This window comes from Mesorhizobium sp. W016, assembly GCF_054719485.1.
Genome location: NZ_JBTTIF010000002.1, coordinates 3,656,445 through 3,676,372 on the forward strand (window position 1 = coordinate 3,656,445; position 19,928 = coordinate 3,676,372).

Annotated in this window: 16 protein-coding genes and 1 pseudogene; 9 read left to right on the forward strand and 8 right to left on the reverse strand. The window is 63.1% G+C overall.

Going from position 1 to position 19,928, the window contains the following annotated elements; genetic code table 11:
• Window positions 1-9: 9 nt before the first annotated feature.
• Together ACYG9V_RS18125 and ACYG9V_RS18130 are read right to left on the reverse strand one after the other, a co-directional pair.
• Complete coding sequence (locus tag ACYG9V_RS18125; protein ID WP_023669142.1) at window positions 10-774, reverse strand: ATP-binding cassette domain-containing protein; 765 nt, start codon at window positions 772-774, stop codon at window positions 10-12.
• Window positions 771-1,937 carry an ROK family transcriptional regulator gene (locus tag ACYG9V_RS18130; RefSeq protein WP_023694099.1) on the reverse strand — a complete coding sequence of 389 codons (1,167 nt, stop codon included), beginning with the start codon at window positions 1,935-1,937 and terminating at the stop codon, window positions 771-773. The genes ACYG9V_RS18125 and ACYG9V_RS18130 overlap by 4 nt, the downstream gene beginning before the upstream one ends.
• A 212-nt stretch (window positions 1,938-2,149) precedes the next feature.
• Here ACYG9V_RS18130 and ACYG9V_RS18135 point away from each other — a divergent pair, with 212 nt between their 5' ends.
• Window positions 2,150-3,331 (forward strand): M24 family metallopeptidase, encoded by a 1,182-nt coding sequence (locus ACYG9V_RS18135; protein ID WP_352764991.1) that lies wholly within the window; start codon window positions 2,150-2,152, stop codon window positions 3,329-3,331.
• A 47-nt stretch (window positions 3,332-3,378) separates the two neighbouring features.
• On the opposite strand, the pseudogene ACYG9V_RS18140 reads toward ACYG9V_RS18135, so the two are convergent.
• From ACYG9V_RS18140 to ACYG9V_RS18150, 3 genes and pseudogenes are all read right to left on the reverse strand, one after another.
• Window positions 3,379-3,636, reverse strand: a pseudogene (locus ACYG9V_RS18140) (ABC transporter permease); the annotation flags it as partial.
• Window positions 3,637-3,729: 93 nt separating this feature from the next.
• Entirely contained in the window at window positions 3,730-5,013 is a 1,284-nt protein-coding gene (locus ACYG9V_RS18145; RefSeq protein WP_023690221.1) for a M23 family metallopeptidase, read from the reverse strand.
• Between the two features lie 165 nt (window positions 5,014-5,178).
• On the reverse strand, window positions 5,179-5,646 hold the full coding sequence (locus ACYG9V_RS18150) for a peroxiredoxin (protein ID WP_023706427.1): 468 nt from the start codon (window positions 5,644-5,646) through the stop codon (window positions 5,179-5,181).
• Between the two features lie 184 nt (window positions 5,647-5,830).
• Between ACYG9V_RS18150 and ACYG9V_RS18155 the strand changes: the two genes are divergently transcribed.
• Complete coding sequence (locus tag ACYG9V_RS18155; RefSeq protein WP_352764993.1) at window positions 5,831-9,217, forward strand: YhdP family protein; 3,387 nt, start codon at window positions 5,831-5,833, stop codon at window positions 9,215-9,217.
• Between the two features lie 17 nt (window positions 9,218-9,234).
• Here the strand turns inward: ACYG9V_RS18155 and tyrS are convergent, their stop codons facing one another.
• On the reverse strand, window positions 9,235-10,488 hold the full coding sequence (gene tyrS / locus ACYG9V_RS18160) for a tyrosine--tRNA ligase (RefSeq protein ID WP_352764994.1): 1,254 nt from the start codon (window positions 10,486-10,488) through the stop codon (window positions 9,235-9,237).
• 254 nt (window positions 10,489-10,742) lie between these two features.
• On the opposite strand from tyrS, the gene ACYG9V_RS18165 reads away from it, so the two are divergent.
• The 4 genes from ACYG9V_RS18165 to ACYG9V_RS18180 all read left to right on the forward strand — a co-directional run bounded on the left by ACYG9V_RS18165 (window position 10,743) and on the right by ACYG9V_RS18180 (window position 14,431).
• Window positions 10,743-11,477: a glycosyltransferase family 2 protein gene (locus ACYG9V_RS18165; RefSeq protein WP_023690217.1), complete on the forward strand. Its 735-nt coding sequence runs from the start codon at window positions 10,743-10,745 to the stop codon at window positions 11,475-11,477.
• Window positions 11,470-11,802, forward strand: coding sequence for a lipid-A-disaccharide synthase N-terminal domain-containing protein (locus ACYG9V_RS18170; protein WP_023822407.1), 333 nt, complete (start codon window positions 11,470-11,472; stop codon window positions 11,800-11,802). Before ACYG9V_RS18165 ends, ACYG9V_RS18170 begins: the two co-directional genes overlap by 8 nt.
• 58 nt (window positions 11,803-11,860) lie before the next feature.
• Window positions 11,861-13,504, forward strand: a complete 1,644-nt coding sequence (locus ACYG9V_RS18175; RefSeq protein ID WP_352764996.1) for an ArnT family glycosyltransferase — start codon at window positions 11,861-11,863, stop codon at window positions 13,502-13,504.
• 66 nt (window positions 13,505-13,570) lie between these two features.
• Window positions 13,571-14,431, forward strand: coding sequence for a phosphatase PAP2 family protein (locus ACYG9V_RS18180; protein WP_352764997.1), 861 nt, complete (start codon window positions 13,571-13,573; stop codon window positions 14,429-14,431).
• A 38-nt stretch (window positions 14,432-14,469) separates the two neighbouring features.
• Here the strand turns inward: ACYG9V_RS18180 and ACYG9V_RS18185 are convergent, their stop codons facing one another.
• Window positions 14,470-15,117, reverse strand: a complete 648-nt coding sequence (locus ACYG9V_RS18185; protein WP_023700865.1) for an FMN-binding negative transcriptional regulator — start codon at window positions 15,115-15,117, stop codon at window positions 14,470-14,472.
• 212 nt (window positions 15,118-15,329) lie between these two features.
• Entirely contained in the window at window positions 15,330-16,004 is a 675-nt protein-coding gene (locus tag ACYG9V_RS18190) for an alpha/beta hydrolase (protein ID WP_023669128.1), read from the reverse strand.
• A gap of 256 nt (window positions 16,005-16,260) precedes the next feature.
• Between ACYG9V_RS18190 and ACYG9V_RS18195 the strand changes: the two genes are divergently transcribed.
• The 3 genes from ACYG9V_RS18195 to sufC all read left to right on the forward strand — a co-directional run bounded on the left by ACYG9V_RS18195 (window position 16,261) and on the right by sufC (window position 19,912).
• Window positions 16,261-17,424, forward strand: coding sequence for a cysteine desulfurase family protein (locus tag ACYG9V_RS18195; protein WP_023754370.1), 1,164 nt, complete (start codon window positions 16,261-16,263; stop codon window positions 17,422-17,424).
• A gap of 187 nt (window positions 17,425-17,611) precedes the next feature.
• Window positions 17,612-19,129, forward strand: a complete 1,518-nt coding sequence (gene sufB / locus ACYG9V_RS18200; RefSeq protein WP_023706434.1) for a Fe-S cluster assembly protein SufB — start codon at window positions 17,612-17,614, stop codon at window positions 19,127-19,129.
• A 27-nt stretch (window positions 19,130-19,156) separates the two neighbouring features.
• Window positions 19,157-19,912, forward strand: coding sequence for a Fe-S cluster assembly ATPase SufC (gene sufC / locus ACYG9V_RS18205; RefSeq protein WP_352500028.1), 756 nt, complete (start codon window positions 19,157-19,159; stop codon window positions 19,910-19,912).
• The last annotated feature ends 16 nt before the right edge of the window (window positions 19,913-19,928 follow it).

Here is a 19,928-nt window from a genome sequence, read left to right on the forward strand (position 1 = left end):
TTTTGTCCCTCAACCTGCCGGTCCGGCACCGGCAAGCGTCTCACCGGTGATCATGTTGATCACCGCATCGGGACTTGTTTTGTTGCGTGCGACATCGCCGGCCACGACGCCTTGCCGGATCACCACGATCCGGTCGGCGACCTGGAAAGCCTGTTGCATGATATGGGTGATGATGACGACGCCGATGCCCTGGTTGGCCACCTGGCGGATCATCTCGAGACCGCGCCTGGTCTGCTCGACGCCGAGTGCCGCGAACGGCTCGTCCAGCAGCACCAGTTTGCCGCCCCAATGCACGAAGCGGTTGAGTTCGATGGCCTGGCGCTGGCCACCCGAGAGATGCTCGACATTGGTGCGCAGCGACGGGATGCGGGTGCCGGCACTTGCCAGCGCCTTGCCGACCACGGCCTCCATGGCGCGCTCGTCGAGGATGGGGACACCGAGAACCTTGCGGGTGATTTCGCGGCCCATGAAGAAATTGGCGACGACGTCGACATTGGTGCAGAGCGACAGGTCCTGGTAGACGGTCTCGATGCCGGCAGCCTTGGCCTCGGCTGGCGTTTTCGCCAGGAATTCCTTGCCCTCGAACAGCATGCGGCCGGAGCTCGGCTCGAGGCCGCCGGCGATGATCTTGACCAGTGTCGACTTGCCGGCGCCGTTGTCGCCGAGCAGCGCCACGACTTCGCCCTTGCCGATCGAGAAGCTGATGCCCCTCAGCGCATGAATGGCGCCGTAATTCTTGGTGACGTTTTCGAGTACCAGCAGCGGTTCGGTCATGCCGCCACTCCCTTGCTGTGCATGAGGTCGGACCGGCGCTCGCGCTCGGCAATGAACATCTGGCCGAAGCGCGGCGACAGCACGCCCGAAACGGCTAATGCGGCAGCGCCGCGCAGCACCGAATGCTTGCCGCCGGTCGCCACCGTCACGCGCGGTGTCTTGCGGTCGCGCCGCGCCGAGACCGAATTGGGAAGCTGTCCCGCCGCGCCGACCAGCTTTTCGAGCAGGTCGGTGGGCGCAAGCCCGCCGAGGATGACGGTTTCCGGGTCGAACACATTCTCGATGGTGACGATGGCGTTGCGGAAGATCGGCGCGATCTCGGCCACCCAGGCGGCGTCGCTGATGTTGCGGCGGCGACGTGCTTCGAGCGAGAGATACCGTTCGAGGCAGCCGCTGTTACCGCATGGGCAAGGCTCGCCACCGGGAACGGCAGGGATGTGTCCGATTTCGCCGGCATTGCCCCAGGCGCCGCGCATCACCGCGCCGTCATGCACGATGACGCCGCCGAGGCCGACGCCGAAATAGAGGTAGTAGTATTCGGAATAACCGGAGCCGAGACCGTAAAGCCGTTCGCCCATGGCCGCCGCCGCCATGTCGGTTTCGAAGAAGGCCGGCAGCCCGGTCGACGCCGCCAGCCGTTCCGGCAGCGCGACATCCTTCCAGCCGGCCATGGTCGTCGGGCCGACGAAGCTCATCGACTCCACGCCGAAGGGTCCAGGCAGCGCCATGCCGATGCCGAGCACGCGTCCGCCGGGCCGCAGCGCGGTCAGCTCGGGCACCATCGCGCCGATCAGCTCGAAGGCATGGTCGGGCGTCGCATGCGGCGCCTCGCGATGCATGCTCTCGATGACATCGCCGCTGAGATTGATGAGCGCCGCGTCGATCCCCAGCGGGGTGAGGTGGACGCCGACGGCATAGCCGCCCTCGGGGTTGATCCTGAGCGTCGCCGGCGGCAACCCGCGTCCGCGCGGCTCTTCGCGCAGCGACAGCACATAGCCATGCTCTTCGAGTTCGCGAACGATGGTCGATACGGTCTGGACGGTGAGGCCAACGCGGCCGGCAATGTCGCCGCGAGCTATGGGACCGTGAAGGCGGATGGACTCCAGCACGATGCGCCGGTTGTAAGGCCGCCCGAACTCCTGATTGGTTCCCCGCAGTGCCATGTCCCGCGCCCTTTAGGAAGGCTAAGACTTGCACAGGTAATTTATTCAGTCAAATGGAATTCAAAAATAATTCGGAATGGTTCCCAGACGCGGTGCAGGACCTGTCCCATGCGCCGCGCTGGCCGATTGCAGCCGGGCTGAAACCACCGCAATGGTGAATGACGTCAGGCGGGCGCGGGGCTCGCCCGACCAGTGATCCAGCAGGAAAACCGATGATCGAATTGCCTTTTGCGCGCGATGAGTACCAGCGGCGGCTCAAGAAGATCCGCACCGAGATGGCGGCGCGTGGGCTGGAACTGCTGGTCGTCAACGATGTCGCCAACCAGCATTACATCACCGGCTATGACGGCTGGTCGTTCTACACGCCGCAGGTCGTGCTTGTCCCGATCGAAAACGAGGCCGAGCCGGTCTGGATCGGCCGCGCCATGGATGCGGCAGGCGGCTTGCTGACGGCCTGGATGAAGCCGGAGAATGTGGTCGGCTTCCCCGAGGACCACGTGCAGCGCGCCGATCGCCATCCGATGGACTGGATAGCGGCCTGCATCGTCGCCAAGGGCTGGGGCGCGAGACATATCGGCATCGAGCTCGAGGCCTATTATTTCTCGCCGAAGGCGCATGCCCGGCTCGTCGCCGGCCTGCCCAATGCGAAATGGCACGACGCCGATCTGCTGGTGAACTGGATCCGCGCCGTCAAATCCGCGCCCGAAATTGCTTATCTGCGCAAGGCGTCGACACTTGCCGAATCGGCGGTTTCGCGGGCCTTCGAAGTCATCGCGCCAGGCGTGCGCGAATGCGATGCGATTGCCGCGATCCAGGCGGCGCAGATTGCCGGCAGTCCAGACTTCGCCGGCGACATCACGGCACTGCCGCCGACCATCCTCGGCGGCGAGAATGCATCGGCTCCGCACATCATGTGGAGCGATCGGCGCTTCGGCAAGGACGAAACGATTGCGCTCGAACTTGCCGGTGTCTGCCGCCGCTATGCCGCCGGCCTAGCCCGAACGATGCAGCTCGGCAAGACGCCGGCCCGTGTCGCCGACACCGCAAAGGCGGTGATCGAAGGCATGGATGCGGTGCTCGACGCGGTCAGGCCGGGGACCACAGCCGAAGCGGTCGAGGCCGCATGGCGCAAGGTTATCCAGAGCTACGGGCTGAAGAAGGAATCGCGCATCGGCTACTCCATTGGCGTCGCCTATCCCCCGGATTGGGGCGAGCACACGATCAGCCTGCGGCCCGGCGACAAGACCGCGCTGCAACCCGGCAATGTCGTGCACTCCATTCTTGGCATGTGGATGGATGGCTGGGGCATCGAGATCAGCGAGACCATTCTGGTGACCGAGACCGGCCATGAGACGCTGACCAAATTCCCGCGAGACATCCATGTCAAATCCTGACCGGTCAGCCACGACGGACGCCACCGCGACCCGCCTGACGCATCTGCTCAATATTGGATCGTCCGGCGCTCGATCAGCACCACAAGACAAAACAGGACGATCGACAGGCCCGATGACAGCACGATCGCCGCGTAGAGGCGGTCCGACTGGTAGTTGAAGGACGCCTGGATGATCAGCACGCCAAGTCCTTGGTCGGAGCCGATCCATTCGCCGACAATGGCGCCGATCACGGCGGTGGCCGAGGCAATCCTCAGCGATGAGAACAGCATCGGCAAAGCGCGCGGCAGCCGCAGGCTCCAGAACGTGACGCCGGAGCACGCGATGTCGGATTGCCAAACAACAGGATGGTACAACGGGTGAAGGAGGCGGGGGCGTGCAACCAGCCGCCTGGCTTGACCCTACAGATACTGCTCGACCTTCTTGCCGACGGTCAGGAAGCGCAGCGGGTCGATGGCCTCGCCATTGTGGCGGACTTCGTAGTGCAGGTGCGGGCCGGTCGAACGGCCGCTGCTGCCGGTTTTGCCAATGATGTCGCCGGCTGCGAGTTTTTGGCCGACGGCAACGTCGATCTCGCTCAGATGGCCGTAGCGCGTGGCAAAGCCGTTGCCGTGATCGACCTCGACCATGCGGCCATAGCCGCCGTTCCAGCCGGCCTTGGTAACGATTCCGGCCGCCGTGACCTTGGCTGCCATGCCGACCGGCGCGCGGAAATCCATGCCCGAGTGCAGGGCAGCGGTGCCGAGGATGGGGTCAGTGCGCACGCCGAACGGGCTGGTGACGGAGTGGCCCGGCGCCGGGTTGGCGAGCGGCAGCCGCCGCGCCTCTTTCTTCAACTGGTCGAGCGTATCCAGCGCCTCGTCCAGTTCCTTGACCTTGCTGTCGAACATCATCGAGCTGTCAAGCGGGATCAGCGGTCCGCCGACATCGCTTTCGTTTTTGCCGAAATCACTGTCGACCGGCAGACCGGCCGCTTCCAGCGCCTGGGTGATGGCATCGGCGTTCTTGTAGGCGTTGTCGGCCAGGGTTTCGATGCGGGTGAGTTGCTGGCTTTCGATAGCCTTCAGTGAATCATTGATCGAGACGAACAATTTGTCGGCACGGTCCGCAGCCGTTTCGCTGGGCAGCGGATCGGAACGTGTCGACCACAGCGAGAATGGCCTGGTGTCGCCCGAACCAAGGCTGGCGACCGAATAGGCGAGTGGCTCGCCGCCAGTCAGTTCGGCATGTTCGTCGGGTTTTGTTGTCGCTGCGGCATCAGCGGTTGGCGGCGTCCCGACCTCGTTTTCGGCCCGCTCGAGAATCGGGCCGAGGCGGCCATGGCGCTGGCTGAGCTGGCTCTGCCGCTCGATCAATTCGCTGACCTTGGTCTCCATCAGTTTCTGGTCGAGAAGCTGGCGGCTGGTGATGCGGTCGACCTGCGCGCGAAGCGCCGAGATGCGATCCTCATAGGCCTGCTGCATGCGCGCCTGCCGGGCCGTGGTGGCGCCGATCAGATCGTCGCGCAGCACGAGATAGGAGGTCGCCAAGAGATAGCCGATGGCGATCGCCGCCAGTGCCGAGCCGAGAAAGGCGACGAGCCACGGCCGGATGGTGAAATGTCGTATTTCATTGCCCCGCGCAATGATGACCGTATGCGGCTCCTTGCGCCTGCCGAAGACCGCTGACTGACCGGTTAGGTTCACGGGACCAAGCTTTCGTTACGACACCAACGAAGCCCGATTACACATTATTAGGGTTAACAAAGTTTTGCCGTTCGCGGGCGCGCTAGTGACCAACGGTGTCAGCCAACCGCATATATGTCTTATGCCCCTAATGCACTGCGCGGCGTTGGCCAGATCGGTGGCGCCTCAGAGCGCGCGGACCGCCTCCAGCACTGCTTCGGCATGGCCTTTCACCCGGACCTTGCGCCAGATCCCGGCGATCCGCCCGTCCTTGCCGATCAGGAACGTCGCCCGCTCGACGCCCATATAGTTGCGGCCATACATCGTCTTTTCGACCCACAGATTGTAAGCCTCGATCACCTTGCGCTCCTCGTCGGCAACCAGGTCGACGGTGAGATCGTATTTGGTTTTGAACTTGTCGTGCTTCTTCACGCTGTCCGGCGACAGGCCGATCACCACGGCGCCGGCCTTTTCGAACTCCGGCTTCAGCTGCGAAAAGCTGATCGCCTCATTGGTACAACTTGTGGTGTCGTCCTGCGGATAGAAATAAAGTACAACGGGCTTCCCCCGCATCGAGGCAAGGCTGATCGAGCCGCCGCCGTCGCGCGGAAGATCGAATTGCGGCGCAACGTCGCCAACGTCGAGATCAGCCATATCGATGCCCTTGTTTGAGGTTACGCGGCCCTAAATCAAAGAGATAGAGCATGATGTCTGGACAAACGGAAACCGTTTGTCCGAGAAAACCGCCTCACACTTTTCGGCATCATGCTCTAGCCTGCGTCGTTATAGTGTCGGGCGGGGATTCGTCCACGATCGAATTCGCACAACGGAAAATTGCGTGGATCAGGAAGAACCGCAGCACGAGAAAATCCGGTTCAGGCGTGACGAGATCACCGACCTGGGGGCTTTCCCGTCCGCTTGCCGCGTGCCGCCGCTCGGCAAGGCACGGATCGGCCGCGGCTTTCGCATCCTTGCCCGGCTGTTTGCCGGCATTGGAGCCCTTGTGCTGCTGGCGGCGGCCGCCGTCTACGTCATCGGCGCCACCGGCATCGGCAGCGAACGGCTGCGGTTGGAAGCCGAAACGGCGATCGAGAAACTGGCCGGTTTCGACGTCAAAGTCGCCGTCGGTCCTGCCAGCCTGACACTTGACGGATCGAGCTTCATTGCGCTGCAGGTCAAGGATGTCAGCGTCGAGACGGCCGACGGCAAGCCGATGGCCGATGCCGGGCGCGTCCGCTTCGGCATCCGGCTGGTCCCGCTGCTTTCGGGCGAGGTTCGGCTGACCAGCGCCAGGATTTCCGACGCCCATATCGTCACCGCGGCAATGCCGTCGGGTGGTGACTGGATAGCGCGCCTGCGCAATCAAGACGGTCTCATCGATCCGGAAAAACTGGCCGCCGTCGTCTTCAGTGACGTCAATCGTGCACTCGATGCCGTGCGCGAGGATTCGATGCGCCGCATCGATCTTAGAAATGTCGCGTTCGAGCTGCCCGAGGCCGGATCGGTCAAGCTGGTCACGATCGCCAACGCCACGGTGCTGCAGTCAGGCCCCGGCAGCATGGAGTTCTCGTCCGAGGCGGATGTCGATGGCCGCGCGCTCACCGTCACGGCCACCGCCACCCGCGATACGAGCTCGATGCGCGTTACCGCCTTGAACGCCGCCATCGACATGGCGGATGTCGCGGAGACAACGCCGGCGGCCGGCGGGCGAACCGGCGCGATGGCTTTGAAGCTCACGGGATCCGAAGGCTCGGGCGAGACCGATTCGCGGCTGACGGGCTCGCTGTCGCTAACCGGCTCGGTGCTCGACCTCGGCACACGCGGGCTGTTGCCGGCCGATGTCGATGTCGACGCCGCCCTTGTCTCCGGCTCCAACAAGATCGATGTCGGCAGGCTGGTTCTAAAGACCGGGCGCTCGGCGTTCAATTTCGCCGGCTCGATCGGGCCAAAGCCGTCGACCGGCGCGGCCGGCGAGGAGCCTTCCTATCGTTACGACCTGACCAGCGACGGCTCGACGCTGGCGCCTTCGGAATCGCCCGAGCCGGCGCTGAATTTCTTCGCCCGCATCGCCGGCGTCTATCAGATCAAGAGCCGCAAGCTTGTCGCCGACCAGATCGGCATCAGGTCGGGATCGGGGAGCGAAGTGCTGGGAACCGCTGCGGTTTCCTTCATCGACAACGGACCGCCGGGTATCTCGGTGTCGCTCAACGTCCACGACATGGCGGTCTCGCACGTCAAGCAATTGTGGCCCTGGTTCTCGGCCAAGAACGCGCGGCTGTGGGTGCTGCAGAACCTGTTTGGCGGCCGCGTCGTCGATGCCAGCCTGCAGTTCCAGGTCGTGCCGGGGCGTCTCGGCAACGGCGTGCCGCTTTCGGCCGACGAGGTGTTCGGCCGCTTCCAGGTCGAGGGCTCGCGTTTCGACACCGCCGGCCGCATCCCGCCGATACGCGATGCCGTCGGCGTCGTTTCCTTCCACGGCAACGATGTCGACGTCGCGCTGTCGTCGGGCAGCGTCTATATGCCGAGCGGCCGCACCGTGGCGGCAAGCAATGGCACACTGTCGGTAAAGGCGGCAAACCACCCGCCGGTGATCGGCGCGCTCGACATCGACGTCGCCGGCGAGGCGCCGGCCATCGCCGAACTTGCCTCCTACGAACCGATCAACGCCATGCGCCATGTCGGCATCTTGCCGGACGACCTGTCGGGCACGGTGACCGGCCACGTCAAGGCCGACATTCCGTTGCAATCCGGCGTCGACACGTCGAAGCTCGATTGGCTGGTATCGCTCGACTACAAGGACCTGTCGCTCGCCAAGCCGTTCGAAGGCCAGATGGTGACCGATGCCGACGGCTCGATCGAAGTCGGGCCCGGCAAGGCGGTGATCTCTGCCAAGGCGCGGCTGAACGGCATTCCAGCCGAGCTCGATCTGGTTGAGCCGCTCAGGGATGGCGGGCCGCCGCGCAGCCGCAAGGTGGCGCTTGTGCTCGACGACAAGACGCGCGCCATCGCCATGCCTGGCCTGTCGCCGCTGATTTCCGGCACCATCAAGGTGACAATCGACAAGAGCGGCGAAGGCGGCAGCCAGAACGTCGACGTTGACCTGACGAGCGCCAGGCTGGACATTCCCTGGGCAGGCTGGAGCAAGGGGCCGGGCATTGCCGCCAATGCCACTTTTACAATGAGCAAGTCCGGCGATACCACGACGCTGTCTGACTTCGACCTCGACGGAAAGAGCTTTTCGGTCGAAGGCGATGTCGTCCTGGTCAAGGGCGCGCTGTCTTCGGCCCGCTTCAGCAAAGTCGCCTTGAACCGGGGCGACGATGTCGCCGTGACGGTGAAGCGGTCGGGCAAGGGCTTCGCAGTCGATGTCAGCGGCAACGCGCTCGATGCCCGCTCGCTGATCAAGCAGTTCACCTCCGATGTCGATACCGCCACCAAAACCACCGGCACGGACGCGGTTTCGGTTAGCGCCGACGTCAATTCGCTAAGCGGGTTCCATGACGAGGTCCTGTCCAATTTGAAGCTCGACTACAGTGCCGCCGGCTCCAGGGTGAACAGGCTCAAGGTCAGCGCCGCGGCAAGTTCCGGCGCCGCCATCACCATCAGCAATACGGCAGGCAATGGTGCTCGCGCGCTCACCATGAAGTCGGCCGACGCAGGCGCCATATTGCGCTTCCTCAACATCTACGAGCATATGGAAGGCGGATCGATCACGCTGGCGCTCAGCGGCGCAGCCGACGGCCCGATGCGGGGACAGGTCGATTCGAGCAACTTCTTCATCGTCAATGAACCGAAGCTTGCGTCCATCGTATCGACTACGCCAGCCGGCGACAGCCGCAGCCTGAACGAAGCGGTCAAGGGCAAGATCGACACTTCGCGGGTAAAGTTCGAGCGCGGCTTTACCGAGATCGACAAGGGGTCGGGCTATTTGAAATTGGCGAATGGCGTGCTGCGCGGCCCGCGCATCGGCACCACCTTCCAAGGCACGCTCTACGACCAGAACAACAATATGGACATGACCGGAACCTTCATGCCGGCCTATGGCCTCAACCGCATCTTCGGCGAGTTGCCGTTGGTCGGCGTTCTGCTCGGCAACGGCCGCGACCGAGGCCTGATCGGCGTCACCTACCGGCTTAAGGGCAACGCCAACAAGCCGGTGCTGGACATCAACCCGCTATCGGTAATCGCGCCGGGCATTTTCCGGTCAATCTTCGAGTATCGCTGAGGATCCCAGAAGACGGCTCAGGCAGGCCGCACAAGCACGTGCTTTTTCTTGCCCACTGAAAGCTTTGCGACGTTTTCCGGACTCAAATCCTGAGGCGTCACCATCCGCCGGTCGTCCGCCACCGGCTGGTCGTTGAGGCGCACGGCGCCGCCCTGGATATTCCGGCGCGCCTCGCCGTTCGACCCGGCAAGGCCCGCGGTGACCAGCAGCGACAGGATGCCGATGCCAGCTTCCAGCGCTGCGCCATCCACCTCGACGCTCGGCAGGGTTTCGGCCGTCACGCCTTCCTCGAACGTCTTGCGCGCGGTTTCCTCGGCCGCGAGCGCCGCCTCGCGGCCGTGCACGATGGCCGTGGTTTCTGTGGCCAGCACCTTCTTGGCCTCGTTGATCTCCGAGCCGCCAAGGGCGGCCAACCGCGCGATCTCCGAAAGCGGCAGCCGGGTGAAGATCTTCAGGAAGCGCTCGACGTCGGCATCCTCGGTGTTGCGCCAGTATTGCCAGAAATCATAGGGCGAGAAGAGGTCGCCGTTCAGCCACACCGCGCCCTTGGCCGATTTGCCCATCTTGGCGCCCGACGATGTCGTCAGCAGCGGCGTGGTCAGCGCATAAAGCTGCGGCGTGCCCATGCGGTGGCCGAGATCGACGCCGTTGATGATGTTGCCCCACTGGTCCGAACCGCCCATCTGCAGCCGGCAGTCGTGGCGGCGGCTGAGCTCGACGAAATCATAGCCTTGCAGGATCATGTAGTTGAATTCGAGGAAGGACAGCGACTGTTCGCGCTCGAGCCGCAGCCTGACGCTGTCGAAGGTCAGCATCCGGTTGACCGAAAAGTGGCGGCCGACATCGCGCAGGAACTCGACATAGTTGAGCTTCATCAGCCAGTCGGCATTGTTGACCATGATGGCGTCATTGCCAGTGTCGCCGAAGCGCAGGATGCGGCCAAAAATTCGCTTGATGCCCTCGATGTTGGTGGCGATCGCCTCGGGCGTCAAAAGGCTGCGCTGGTCGTCACGGAAGGACGGGTCGCCGATCATCGAGGTGCCGCCGCCCATCAGTGCGATCGGCCGGTGGCCGGTCTCCTGCATCCAGTAGAGCATGGTCGCCGATATCAGATTGCCGATGTGCAGGCTGGTCGCCGTGGCGTCGTAGCCGACATAGGCGGTCACGGTTTCCTTCGCGAAAAGTTGATCCAGCCCGGTCTCATCCGAAATCTGGTGGATGAAGCCGCGCTCGCTCATGACGCGCAGGAAATCGGACTTGAAGGCGGGCATTGTTTCTTCCTGAAAGCGCCGGGTCCGAACGGCCCGGCATGGCCTGAACGCGGGCGTTTAGCATCCAAGCGCGTCAAGCAAAAGTGGTTTCCGATTTTGCGCCGGCATGGACAGCCTATTCTGCACTGCCGCGCATGCTTGCTTCATCCTGTCGGCTGGCGTAATGAGGCGCCGCGCCAACGGGTTCGATCCGCTGGAACGGCACCGCACGGCATCCACCGAATGCCATATCTTGTGACAGAGCCCGACGCGATATGCCGGACGCATTGATATCCATCGTCATTCCCTGCCGCAACGAGGCGGCGAACCTGCCGCTGCTGATCGACGAGATCGAGGCGGCGATGACCGGGCGCGACTTCGAAATCATCGTTGTCAATGACGGTTCGACTGACGACACCGCTTCGGTGCTTGCCGCTGAAGCCGCCAAACGTCCGTTTCCGCTTCGGCAGCTTCGGCACGAAAAATCCGCCGGCCAGTCGCTTTCGGTGCGCTCGGGCGCCTGGGCGGCGCGCGGCTCGATAATCGCCACCATCGACGGCGACGGCCAGAACGACCCGCAATATATCCCCGTGCTGGTCGATGCGCTGCGTCGGGCAGGGCCCGATTTCGGCGCCGCGCAGGGGCAGCGGTTGAAGCGCCGCGACAGCAAGATCAAGCAATTGGCATCGCGTTTCGCCAACTGGCTGCGCGGCGCGATCCTGCATGACGACACCCGCGACACCGGCTGCGGCCTGAAGGCGATCCACACCGATATTTTGCGCAAACTGCCCTTCTTCGACGGCACGCATCGTTTCGTTCCGGCGCTTGTCATCCAGGAAGGCTACCGCGTCGTCCATTGCGACGTCGTCGACCGCTCCCGCCGCCACGGCAAGTCGAATTACGGCATCTTCGATCGCGGCCTGCAGGGCGCGCTCGATCTCGCCGGCGTCTGGTGGCTTCGGCGCCGGCGCCGCAGAATGCCAAAGGTAGAGGAAATCACGCATGGCTAACGTGTTTCAGGAATTGGCGGCCTGGCTGCACCAGGTTTTCGTCAAGCAGTTCGACGCCTGGGTTCTGCTCGGCTTCGTTGCCCAGTTCTTCTTCACCATGCGCTTCCTGGTGCAGTGGATCGCTTCGGAAAAGGCCAAGCGCAGCGTCGTGCCGATCGCTTTCTGGTTCTTCTCGCTGTTCGGCGGCGGGCTGCTGCTCGTCTACGCCATCCAGCGTGAGGATCCGGTGTTCATCGCCGGCCAGGCCATGGGCATGGTGATCTATGTCAGAAATTTATGGCTCATCGCCAATGAGCGCAAGGCGGCGATGACCAAGGTCGACTGAGCCACCAGTCCCGCCAAATCCAGTCTGTCCGGTGTTGACCAGTCTGTCCGGTGTCGAAATGAGCAGGAACTACATCTTTCTCTTCCTGTTCAGCCTGATGATGACGGCGTCGGGACTGGCCTCTTTGCCGCCGCTCGACCGCGACGAGCCGCGCTTCGTCCAGGCGACCAAGCAGATGACGGAGACCGGCGACTATGTCGACATCCGCTTCCAGGATGCGTCGCGCTACCAAAAGCCGATCGGCATCTACTGGCTGCAATCGGCGGCGGTGACGCTGAGCGGCGAGGGGGCACAGGCGCCGATCTGGATTTACCGGCTGATCTCGGCGCTGGGCATCGCCATCGCCGTCGTCGCAATCGCCTGGACCGGGGCCAATCTGTTCGGCGCCAATGCCGGTCTTGCCGCCGGCCTGGTCATGGCGGCGATTTTCGCCACCGCCTTCGAAGGCCGCGACGCCAAAACCGACGCGATGCTGCTTGCCTGCTGCGTTCTGGCGCAAGGCGCGCTGGCGCAGATTTATCTGGCATCGCGCCGCAACGAGCCGGTCGCCGGCCATCTGCCGTGGATTTTCTGGGCTGCGCAGGGCGCGGCGATCCTCATCAAGGGGCCGATTGCACCGCTGCTGTCGGCGCTGACGGTGCTCACGCTGGTTGCCTTCGAGCGCGACTGGCGCTGGCTGGCGAGGCTGAAAGCCGGGCGTGGGCTGATTCTGGTGCTGTTGATCGTGCTGCCCTGGCTCGCCCTTATCACCTGGAAGAGCAACGGCGCCTTCCTGCAGCAGGCCGTCGGCAAGGATATGCTCGGCAAGGTCGCGCAAGGCGAGGAGTCGCACGGCGTTCCGCCGGGCTTCTACGTGCTGACCTATTGCCTGTTCATGTGGCCGTTCGGCCTTGTGGCGCTCGGCGCCGGACTGCAGGCGCTCAACCGATTGCGCGACGATCCGCGCCTGCGTTTCTGCCTCGCCTGGTACATTCCGTTCTGGCTGGTCTTCGAATTGATCCCGACGAAACTGCCGCATTATGTGCTGCCGGCCTATCCCGGCATGGCCCTGCTCATCGGCTGGCTTTTGACGCTGACACCGCAAGAGGCAAATGCGCCGCTCAGGCGCTGGCAGACATGGCTGTGGTGGGCGACCGCATTCGGCACCGTTCTGGTGACAGTCGGTCTCGCCGTGCTTTGCGTCGGTGCGCCGATCTATCTCATGAAGACATTTTTATGGTGGAGCGTTCCGGCCGCCGCGGCAGCATTGGGCGCCGGCTACCTCGCTGTTTCGCGCCAGAAGCTGGTGCCGCTGGTCCGCATCGGCGGGGCTGCGGTTTGCGCCGGTATAACCTACGCCCTGCTGTTCGGTGTCATCGTGCCGTCACTGAAACCGATTTGGATGAGCCGGGAAATCGAGGCTGCGGTTCGCGCCGATCGTCCCTGTGAGATGAGCGTGCTCGCCTCCGCGCAATATCACGAACCGAGCCTGGTATTTCTGGTGGGCACAAAGACGGTACTGACCGATGTCGATGGGGTTGCGCAACATCTGCTTGGCGATCCGGCCTGCGCTTTGGGCCTGGCGCCGGTCGGCGATGAAAAACGGCTGGATGACCTGCTGGCAGAGCAAGGCAAGAAGGCCAGCCGCGTCGCCGAGATCGACGGCATCAACTATTCGTCAGGTGATAAATTGTCGCTCGGCCTGTACCGTGTGGCGAACTGATATCTCTTCGATGATCGCTTCGAGCTCCGCATGTTGACGAAGTCGCCATCACCGGCGCGTGCCGCTATGCCTGCCATGCTCCGGCAGTCTGTCGATAATTTCCGCGATACTTTCGGGATTGTACGGCATCGCCTGGCGACGCGCCCGGCGCGCCACCCGAAAATCCTGTGGTCGGTCTGGGTCGTGGCCTGGCTTTTGCTGACGGTCGCGGTGTCGCTCCGTTTCGACCATCTTGCGGGCACCATGGCGAGGGAGTGGGCTTCAGGCTCGACCAATGTCTTTCGCATCGCCGAGTTTTTTACCTTCTTCGGCCTCGGCGGCTGGTATCTTGTCCCGTCGGTACTGGTGCTGATTGCGGCGAATCTGGCGGATTGGCGCAGCCTTTCCCGGCGCGCGCGGATGACCTTCTACAACTGGACCTGCTTTGCTTTCATGGTGCTGGGTTCGATCGCACTCTCGGCCATGGTCGTCAACGTGCTGAAATATGGCGTGGGCAGAGCCAGGCCGATGAATTTCGACAAGCTCGGCGATCTGTCGCTGCATCCTTTTTCCATGGAGGCGCGCTTTGCCAGCTTCCCGTCCGGCCATGCCACGACCATGGGCGTCATTTTCGGCATTGCGCTGCTGTTGTTGCCCCAGCGCAGATGGGTGCTGCTGGCTGCAACCTTGTCGGTCGCATCGACCCGAATCTTTATCGGCGCGCACTATCCGAGCGACACTGTCGCCGGATTCGGCCTTGGCTGTGCTGTTGCCATCGTCTGCGCGATGGTGCTTGGCCGGCTGGGATGTATCTTCCGCTACACGGCGTCGGGGTTGCCGGTGGCAAAAACTACGTTCCGCCTATTCCGTCGGGCTCGCAAACCAAACCAAAACGATGCGCCGAGACAGACGAATTTCCGCATTGGAGCAGCGCCGGCAGGCAACTGAATTGCTGACGCCTTTGGAACCATCTAAGACCACCCCAGCTAGCTGTCGATGCCACCCCAGCTCCGCACCAGCCGAGCCATGTCGGGCGCGCCGGCGGCGTCCTTCTCCAGCCCTTCGGCGACACCGACGCGGTCGGCGACAGGCCGGTTCTGGCTGACTTTCCACTTGCCGCTGATTTCGGCGATCTCGATCTCAAGCCCGACAATGCCCTTGATTTGCGACTGGATGAAGGTCGGCGGCGCATCGGTCACCGCCCAGGGTGCCTCGCGGGCGCCTTCCTGCGACAGCGTCAGCTCGGTGATCTGCTGTGCGATCCAGGCGGAATCCTCGATCACTCTGACGGTTCCTCGCACCTGGACAATGGCGTAGTTCCAGGTCGGCACGACCTTGCCGGTCTCGCGCTTGGTCTCGTACCAGGACGGCGTCACATAGGCGTCGGCGCCCTGGAAGACGACCAGCACCGGCGATGTCGGATTGTCGGCCAGCTGACGCCATTGCGGGTTGGCCCTGGCCAGATGGGCGCGCAGCCGGCCATTCGGCCCAACCTCTGCATCAAGCAGGAAAGGAATGGCATTGGCGACCGGGCCATCGGTGCCGTTGGAGATCAGCAACCCCAGCGGATGCGTCCGGATCAGCCCGTGCAGGACGTCCGGCCGCGTTTCTTGGAAATGGGGAGGCTGGTACATGATCGGTCATGCCTTCTTGCGCTGGCTGAACCGGCATTGTGCACCGTTCAGCCGAGCCGCGCCACATGTCAGGCTGGCTTCACCGTTTGGATCAGCCGAAATGGCATTGTCGCGCCCATGATGGCCACGACTGTGACGGCATCGGACCGGGAGTTTTTGTTTTGACGCAATTCCGGACGGAAAACCCGTTTACACTTTTCCTGGAATTGCTCTTAGCGCAGCCGCTTCGGCCGCGGATCGGACAATTCGCCGGCCAGCCGTCGGTCGAGATAGTCGGCGCATTCCTCGAGCAGCAGATCGGCGTCGTTGGCGAAGAAGTGGTTGGCGCCTGGCAAGGTCTTCTGCGTGATGGTGATGCCCTTTTGCGTGTGCAGCTTGTCGACCAGGCCCTGCACATCCTTGGGCGGCGCCACCTTGTCGGCATCGCCATGGATGATCAGACCCGATGACGGGCAGGGCGCCAGGAACGAGAAATCATAGGTGTTGGGCTGCGGCGCGATCGAGATGAAGCCCTCGATCTCGGGCCGGCGCATCAGAAGCTGCATGCCGATCCAGGAGCCGAAGGAATAACCGGCCACCCAGCAGCTCTTGGAATCCGGATGCAGCGACTGCACCCAGTCGAGCGCTGCGGCGGCATCCGACAATTCGCCGGTGCCGTGGTCGAATTCGCCCTGGCTGCGGCCGATGCCGCGGAAGTTGAAGCGAAGCGTGGTGAAATCGCGCTTCTGGAACATGTAGAAGAGGTCATAGACGATCTTGTTGTTCATCGTGCCGCCGAATTGCGGATGCGGATGCAACACGATGGCAATCGGCGCGCTCTTCTCCTTGGAAGGCTGGTAGCGGCCCTCCAGGCGGCCGGCCGGACCGGTGAAAATGACCTCAGGCATGAACTACTCCAAATGGCATACGAATGCGCGGCGCCCGGAACAACTCTTTACTCTAGCCCCAGCCCTTCCGGGCCTTGACGCAGGGCAAGCGTCTTCTTAGAAGCTAGTTTAGAATTGTTCAAAACTGGATAGCCAGCCGTGACGGCCCGGCCATCCTCGCCGCAAGCCGCGTAAATAGGACGTCTTGCCTTGCAATTTCAAGGAAATAACGCGCTATCCTTGCGGAAAGGGTCTTGACGGGATCGATTGGGTGAAAATGGCCGCAGCACGCGCCTATCTCGACTACAATGCCAGCGCGCCGCTCATTGCCGAGGCGCGCGAGGCGATGATTGCCGCGCTCGATCTCGTCGCCAATCCGTCGTCGGTGCATGCCGAGGGGCGCGCGGCGCGGCGCCTGATCGACACTGCCCGGCGCGATGTGGCGGCACTTGTCGGCGCCAAGGCCGAGCATGTCGTCTTCACCTCCGGCGCGACGGAAGCCGCATCGACGCTGCTGACACCGGATTGGCGGATGGGCCGTGGCACGGTGCGCATGAGCCGGCTCTATGTCTGCGAGGCCGACCACCCTTGCCTGTTGAACGGCGGCCGCTTCCCGGCAACACAGGTTTCGCGGATCGGCGTCGACGCCGATGGCATTGCCGACCTCGCTCAGCTGACAGCCGCTCTGGCCGCGCATGACAAGGCCGAAGGCCTGCCGTTGGTCGCGATCCATGCCGCCAACAACGAGACCGGCGTCATCCAGCCGATCGAGGCAATCGCTGCAATCGTCAAGGCGGCGGGCGGCATTCTGGTGGTCGACGCGGTGCAGGCTGCGGGCCGTGGTCCCATCGATATGTCAGCGGCTTACGCCGACTATTTGATTCTGTCTTCGCACAAGATCGGCGGCCCCAAGGGTGTCGGCGCCGTCGTTGCGGCAGCCGATCTGATGATGCCGAAGCCGCTGATCAATGGCGGCGGCCAGGAAAAGGGCCATCGCGGCGGCACCGAAAACCTGGCGGCCATCGCCGGCTTTGGCGCCGCGGCGCGGCAGGCTTTGGCTGGACTGAAAGACGTCGAAGCGATCGCGCAACGCCGCGGCGAGGTCGAGAAAACACTCAAAACGCTGGTGCCGGACGCAGAAATCTTCGGAACCGGCGCGCCAAGGCTTGCCAATACGACATTCTTCGCTATTCCCGGCATCAAGGCCGAGACGGCGCAGATCGCGTTCGATCTGGCTGGCGTGGCGCTGTCGGCGGGATCGGCCTGTTCGTCGGGCAAGGTCGGGCCGAGCCATGTGCTGAAAGCCATGGGTTACGGCGACAGCCTGGGCGCTTTGCGCGTGTCCATCGGCCACGCAACGAGTGCCGGGGATATCGAACTGTTCCGTGCTGCGCTGGCCGGTATTGCCCAGCGCCGGGCGGGCAGGGAACAAGCCGCCTGAGGCGGCGACAAGGAATTCAGGCCTCGCGGCCTGGTAGAGCCGTGCGTTTGCAAGTGGCCGGGTGAATTCCCGGCCGAGACGCACTATATGAAACTTACGCCGCCTTCGGCGCCTCATGGGCAGCCCTCGGCGATGCCATAGTTTGAAAACTGTCGGGCCTTGACCCCGGCGTGGATGGAGAACGCTTATGCCTGCTGTGCAGGACACGATCGATCGGGTCCGAAAGATCGACGTCGACCAGTACAAATACGGATTCCAGACAGAGATCGCGATGGACAAGGCCCCCAAGGGCCTGAGCGAAGATATTATTCGCTTCATCTCGGCCAAGAAGGATGAACCGTCCTGGATGCTGGAATGGCGTCTGGAAGCCTATCGGCGCTGGCTGACGCTGGAAGAGCCGACCTGGGCGCGCGTCCATTATCCGAAGATCGATTTTCAGGACCTCTATTACTACGCGGCGCCCAAGAGCACGCCCGGCCCGACCTCGCTGAGCGACGTCGATCCCGAGCTGTTGAAGGTCTACGAGAAGCTCGGCATTCCGCTGCGGGAACAAGAAATCCTCGCCGGCGTGCAGAAAACCGACGTCTCCGATCTCGAGGAGCCCAGCGACAACGTCTACAAATCGGGCCGTGTCGCCGTCGACGCGGTGTTTGATTCCGTTTCCGTCGTCACCACGTTCAAGAAGGAACTGGCGCAGGCCGGCGTCATCTTCTGCTCGATCTCGGAAGCCATCCGCGAGCATCCGGAGCTGGTGCAGAAATATCTCGGCTCGGTCGTGCCGACATCCGACAATTTCTACGCCACGCTGAATTCGGCTGTCTTCACCGACGGCTCGTTCGTCTTCGTGCCCAAGGGCGTGCGCTGCCCGATGGAGCTGTCGACCTATTTCCGCATGAACGAGAAGAACACCGGCCAGTTCGAGCGCACGCTGATCATCGCCGAGGAGGGGGCTTACGTCTCCTATCTCGAAGGCTGCACGGCGCCGCAGCGCGACGAGAACCAGCTGCATGCCGCCGTCGTCGAACTGGTGGCGCTCGACGATGCCGAGATCAAATATTCGACGGTGCAGAACTGGTACCCCGGCGATGCCGAGGGCAAGGGCGGCATCTACAATTTCGTCACCAAGCGCGGCGACTGCCGCGGCCACCGTTCGAAGATCTCGTGGACGCAGGTCGAGACCGGTTCGGCGATCACCTGGAAATATCCCAGCTGCATCCTGCGCGGCGACGATTCCTCCGGCGAGTTCTATTCGATCGCTGTGTCGAACGGCTACCAGCAGGTCGATAGCGGCACCAAGATGATCCATCTCGGCAAGAACACGTCGAGCCGCATCATCTCCAAGGGCATTGCCGCCGGCTTCTCGCAGAACACCTATCGCGGCCAGGTCTCGGCGCACCGCAAGGCGACCAACGCCCGCAACTTCACCAATTGCGATAGTCTCCTGATCGGCGACCAGTGCGGCGCGCACACCGTGCCCTACATGGAAGCCAAGAACTCGACGGCGCAGTTCGAGCATGAGGCGACGACGTCGAAGATTTCCGAGGACCAGAAGTTCTACGTCATGCAGCGCGGCATCCCGGAAGAGGAGGCGATCGCGCTGATCGTCAACGGCTTCGTCAAGGATGTCATCCAGCAGCTGCCGATGGAGTTCGCGGTCGAAGCGCAGAAGCTTATCGGCATCAGCCTCGAGGGCTCGGTCGGCTGACCGGACAATATATCCAGGAAAGAAAAAATGCTTGAGATCAAGAACCTGCATGCCCGCATCGTCGATGACGGCACCGAGATCATCCGCGGCCTGAACCTGACGGTGAAAAACGGCGAGGTCGCTGCCATCATGGGTCCGAACGGCTCGGGCAAATCGACGCTGTCCTACATCCTCGCCGGCCGTGAGGACTATGAGGTCACCGAAGGCGACATCCTCTATAACGGCCAGTCGATCCTCGAAATGGATCCGGCCGAGCGCGCCACCGCGGGCATCTTCCTCGCCTTCCAGTATCCGATGGAGATACCTGGCGTCGCGACCATGGAATTCCTGAAAGTGGCGATGAACGAGCAGCGCAAGGCGCGCGGCGAGGAGCCGCTGAAGATCCCGGAATTTTTGAAGCGGGTGAAAGAGGCGGCAGCCTCGCTCTCGATGGAGATGGCGATGCTCAAGCGGCCGCTCAATGTCGGCTTTTCCGGCGGCGAGAAGAAGCGGGCCGAGATCCTGCAGATGAAGCTGCTGGAGCCAAAGCTCTGCGTGCTCGACGAGACCGATTCAGGCCTAGACATCGATGCGCTGAAGATCGTCTCGGACGGCGTCAACGCGCTGCGTTCGCCCGACCGTGCCATCATCGTCATCACCCACTACCAGCGCCTGCTCGAGCACATCGTGCCCGATAGCGTGCACGTCCTATACAAGGGCCAGGTGATCAAGTCCGGCGACAAGTCGCTGGCGCTCGATCTCGAAGCCAATGGCTATGCCGGCGTGATCGGCGAAGCCGCGTGAGACGCCAGAAGGCCAT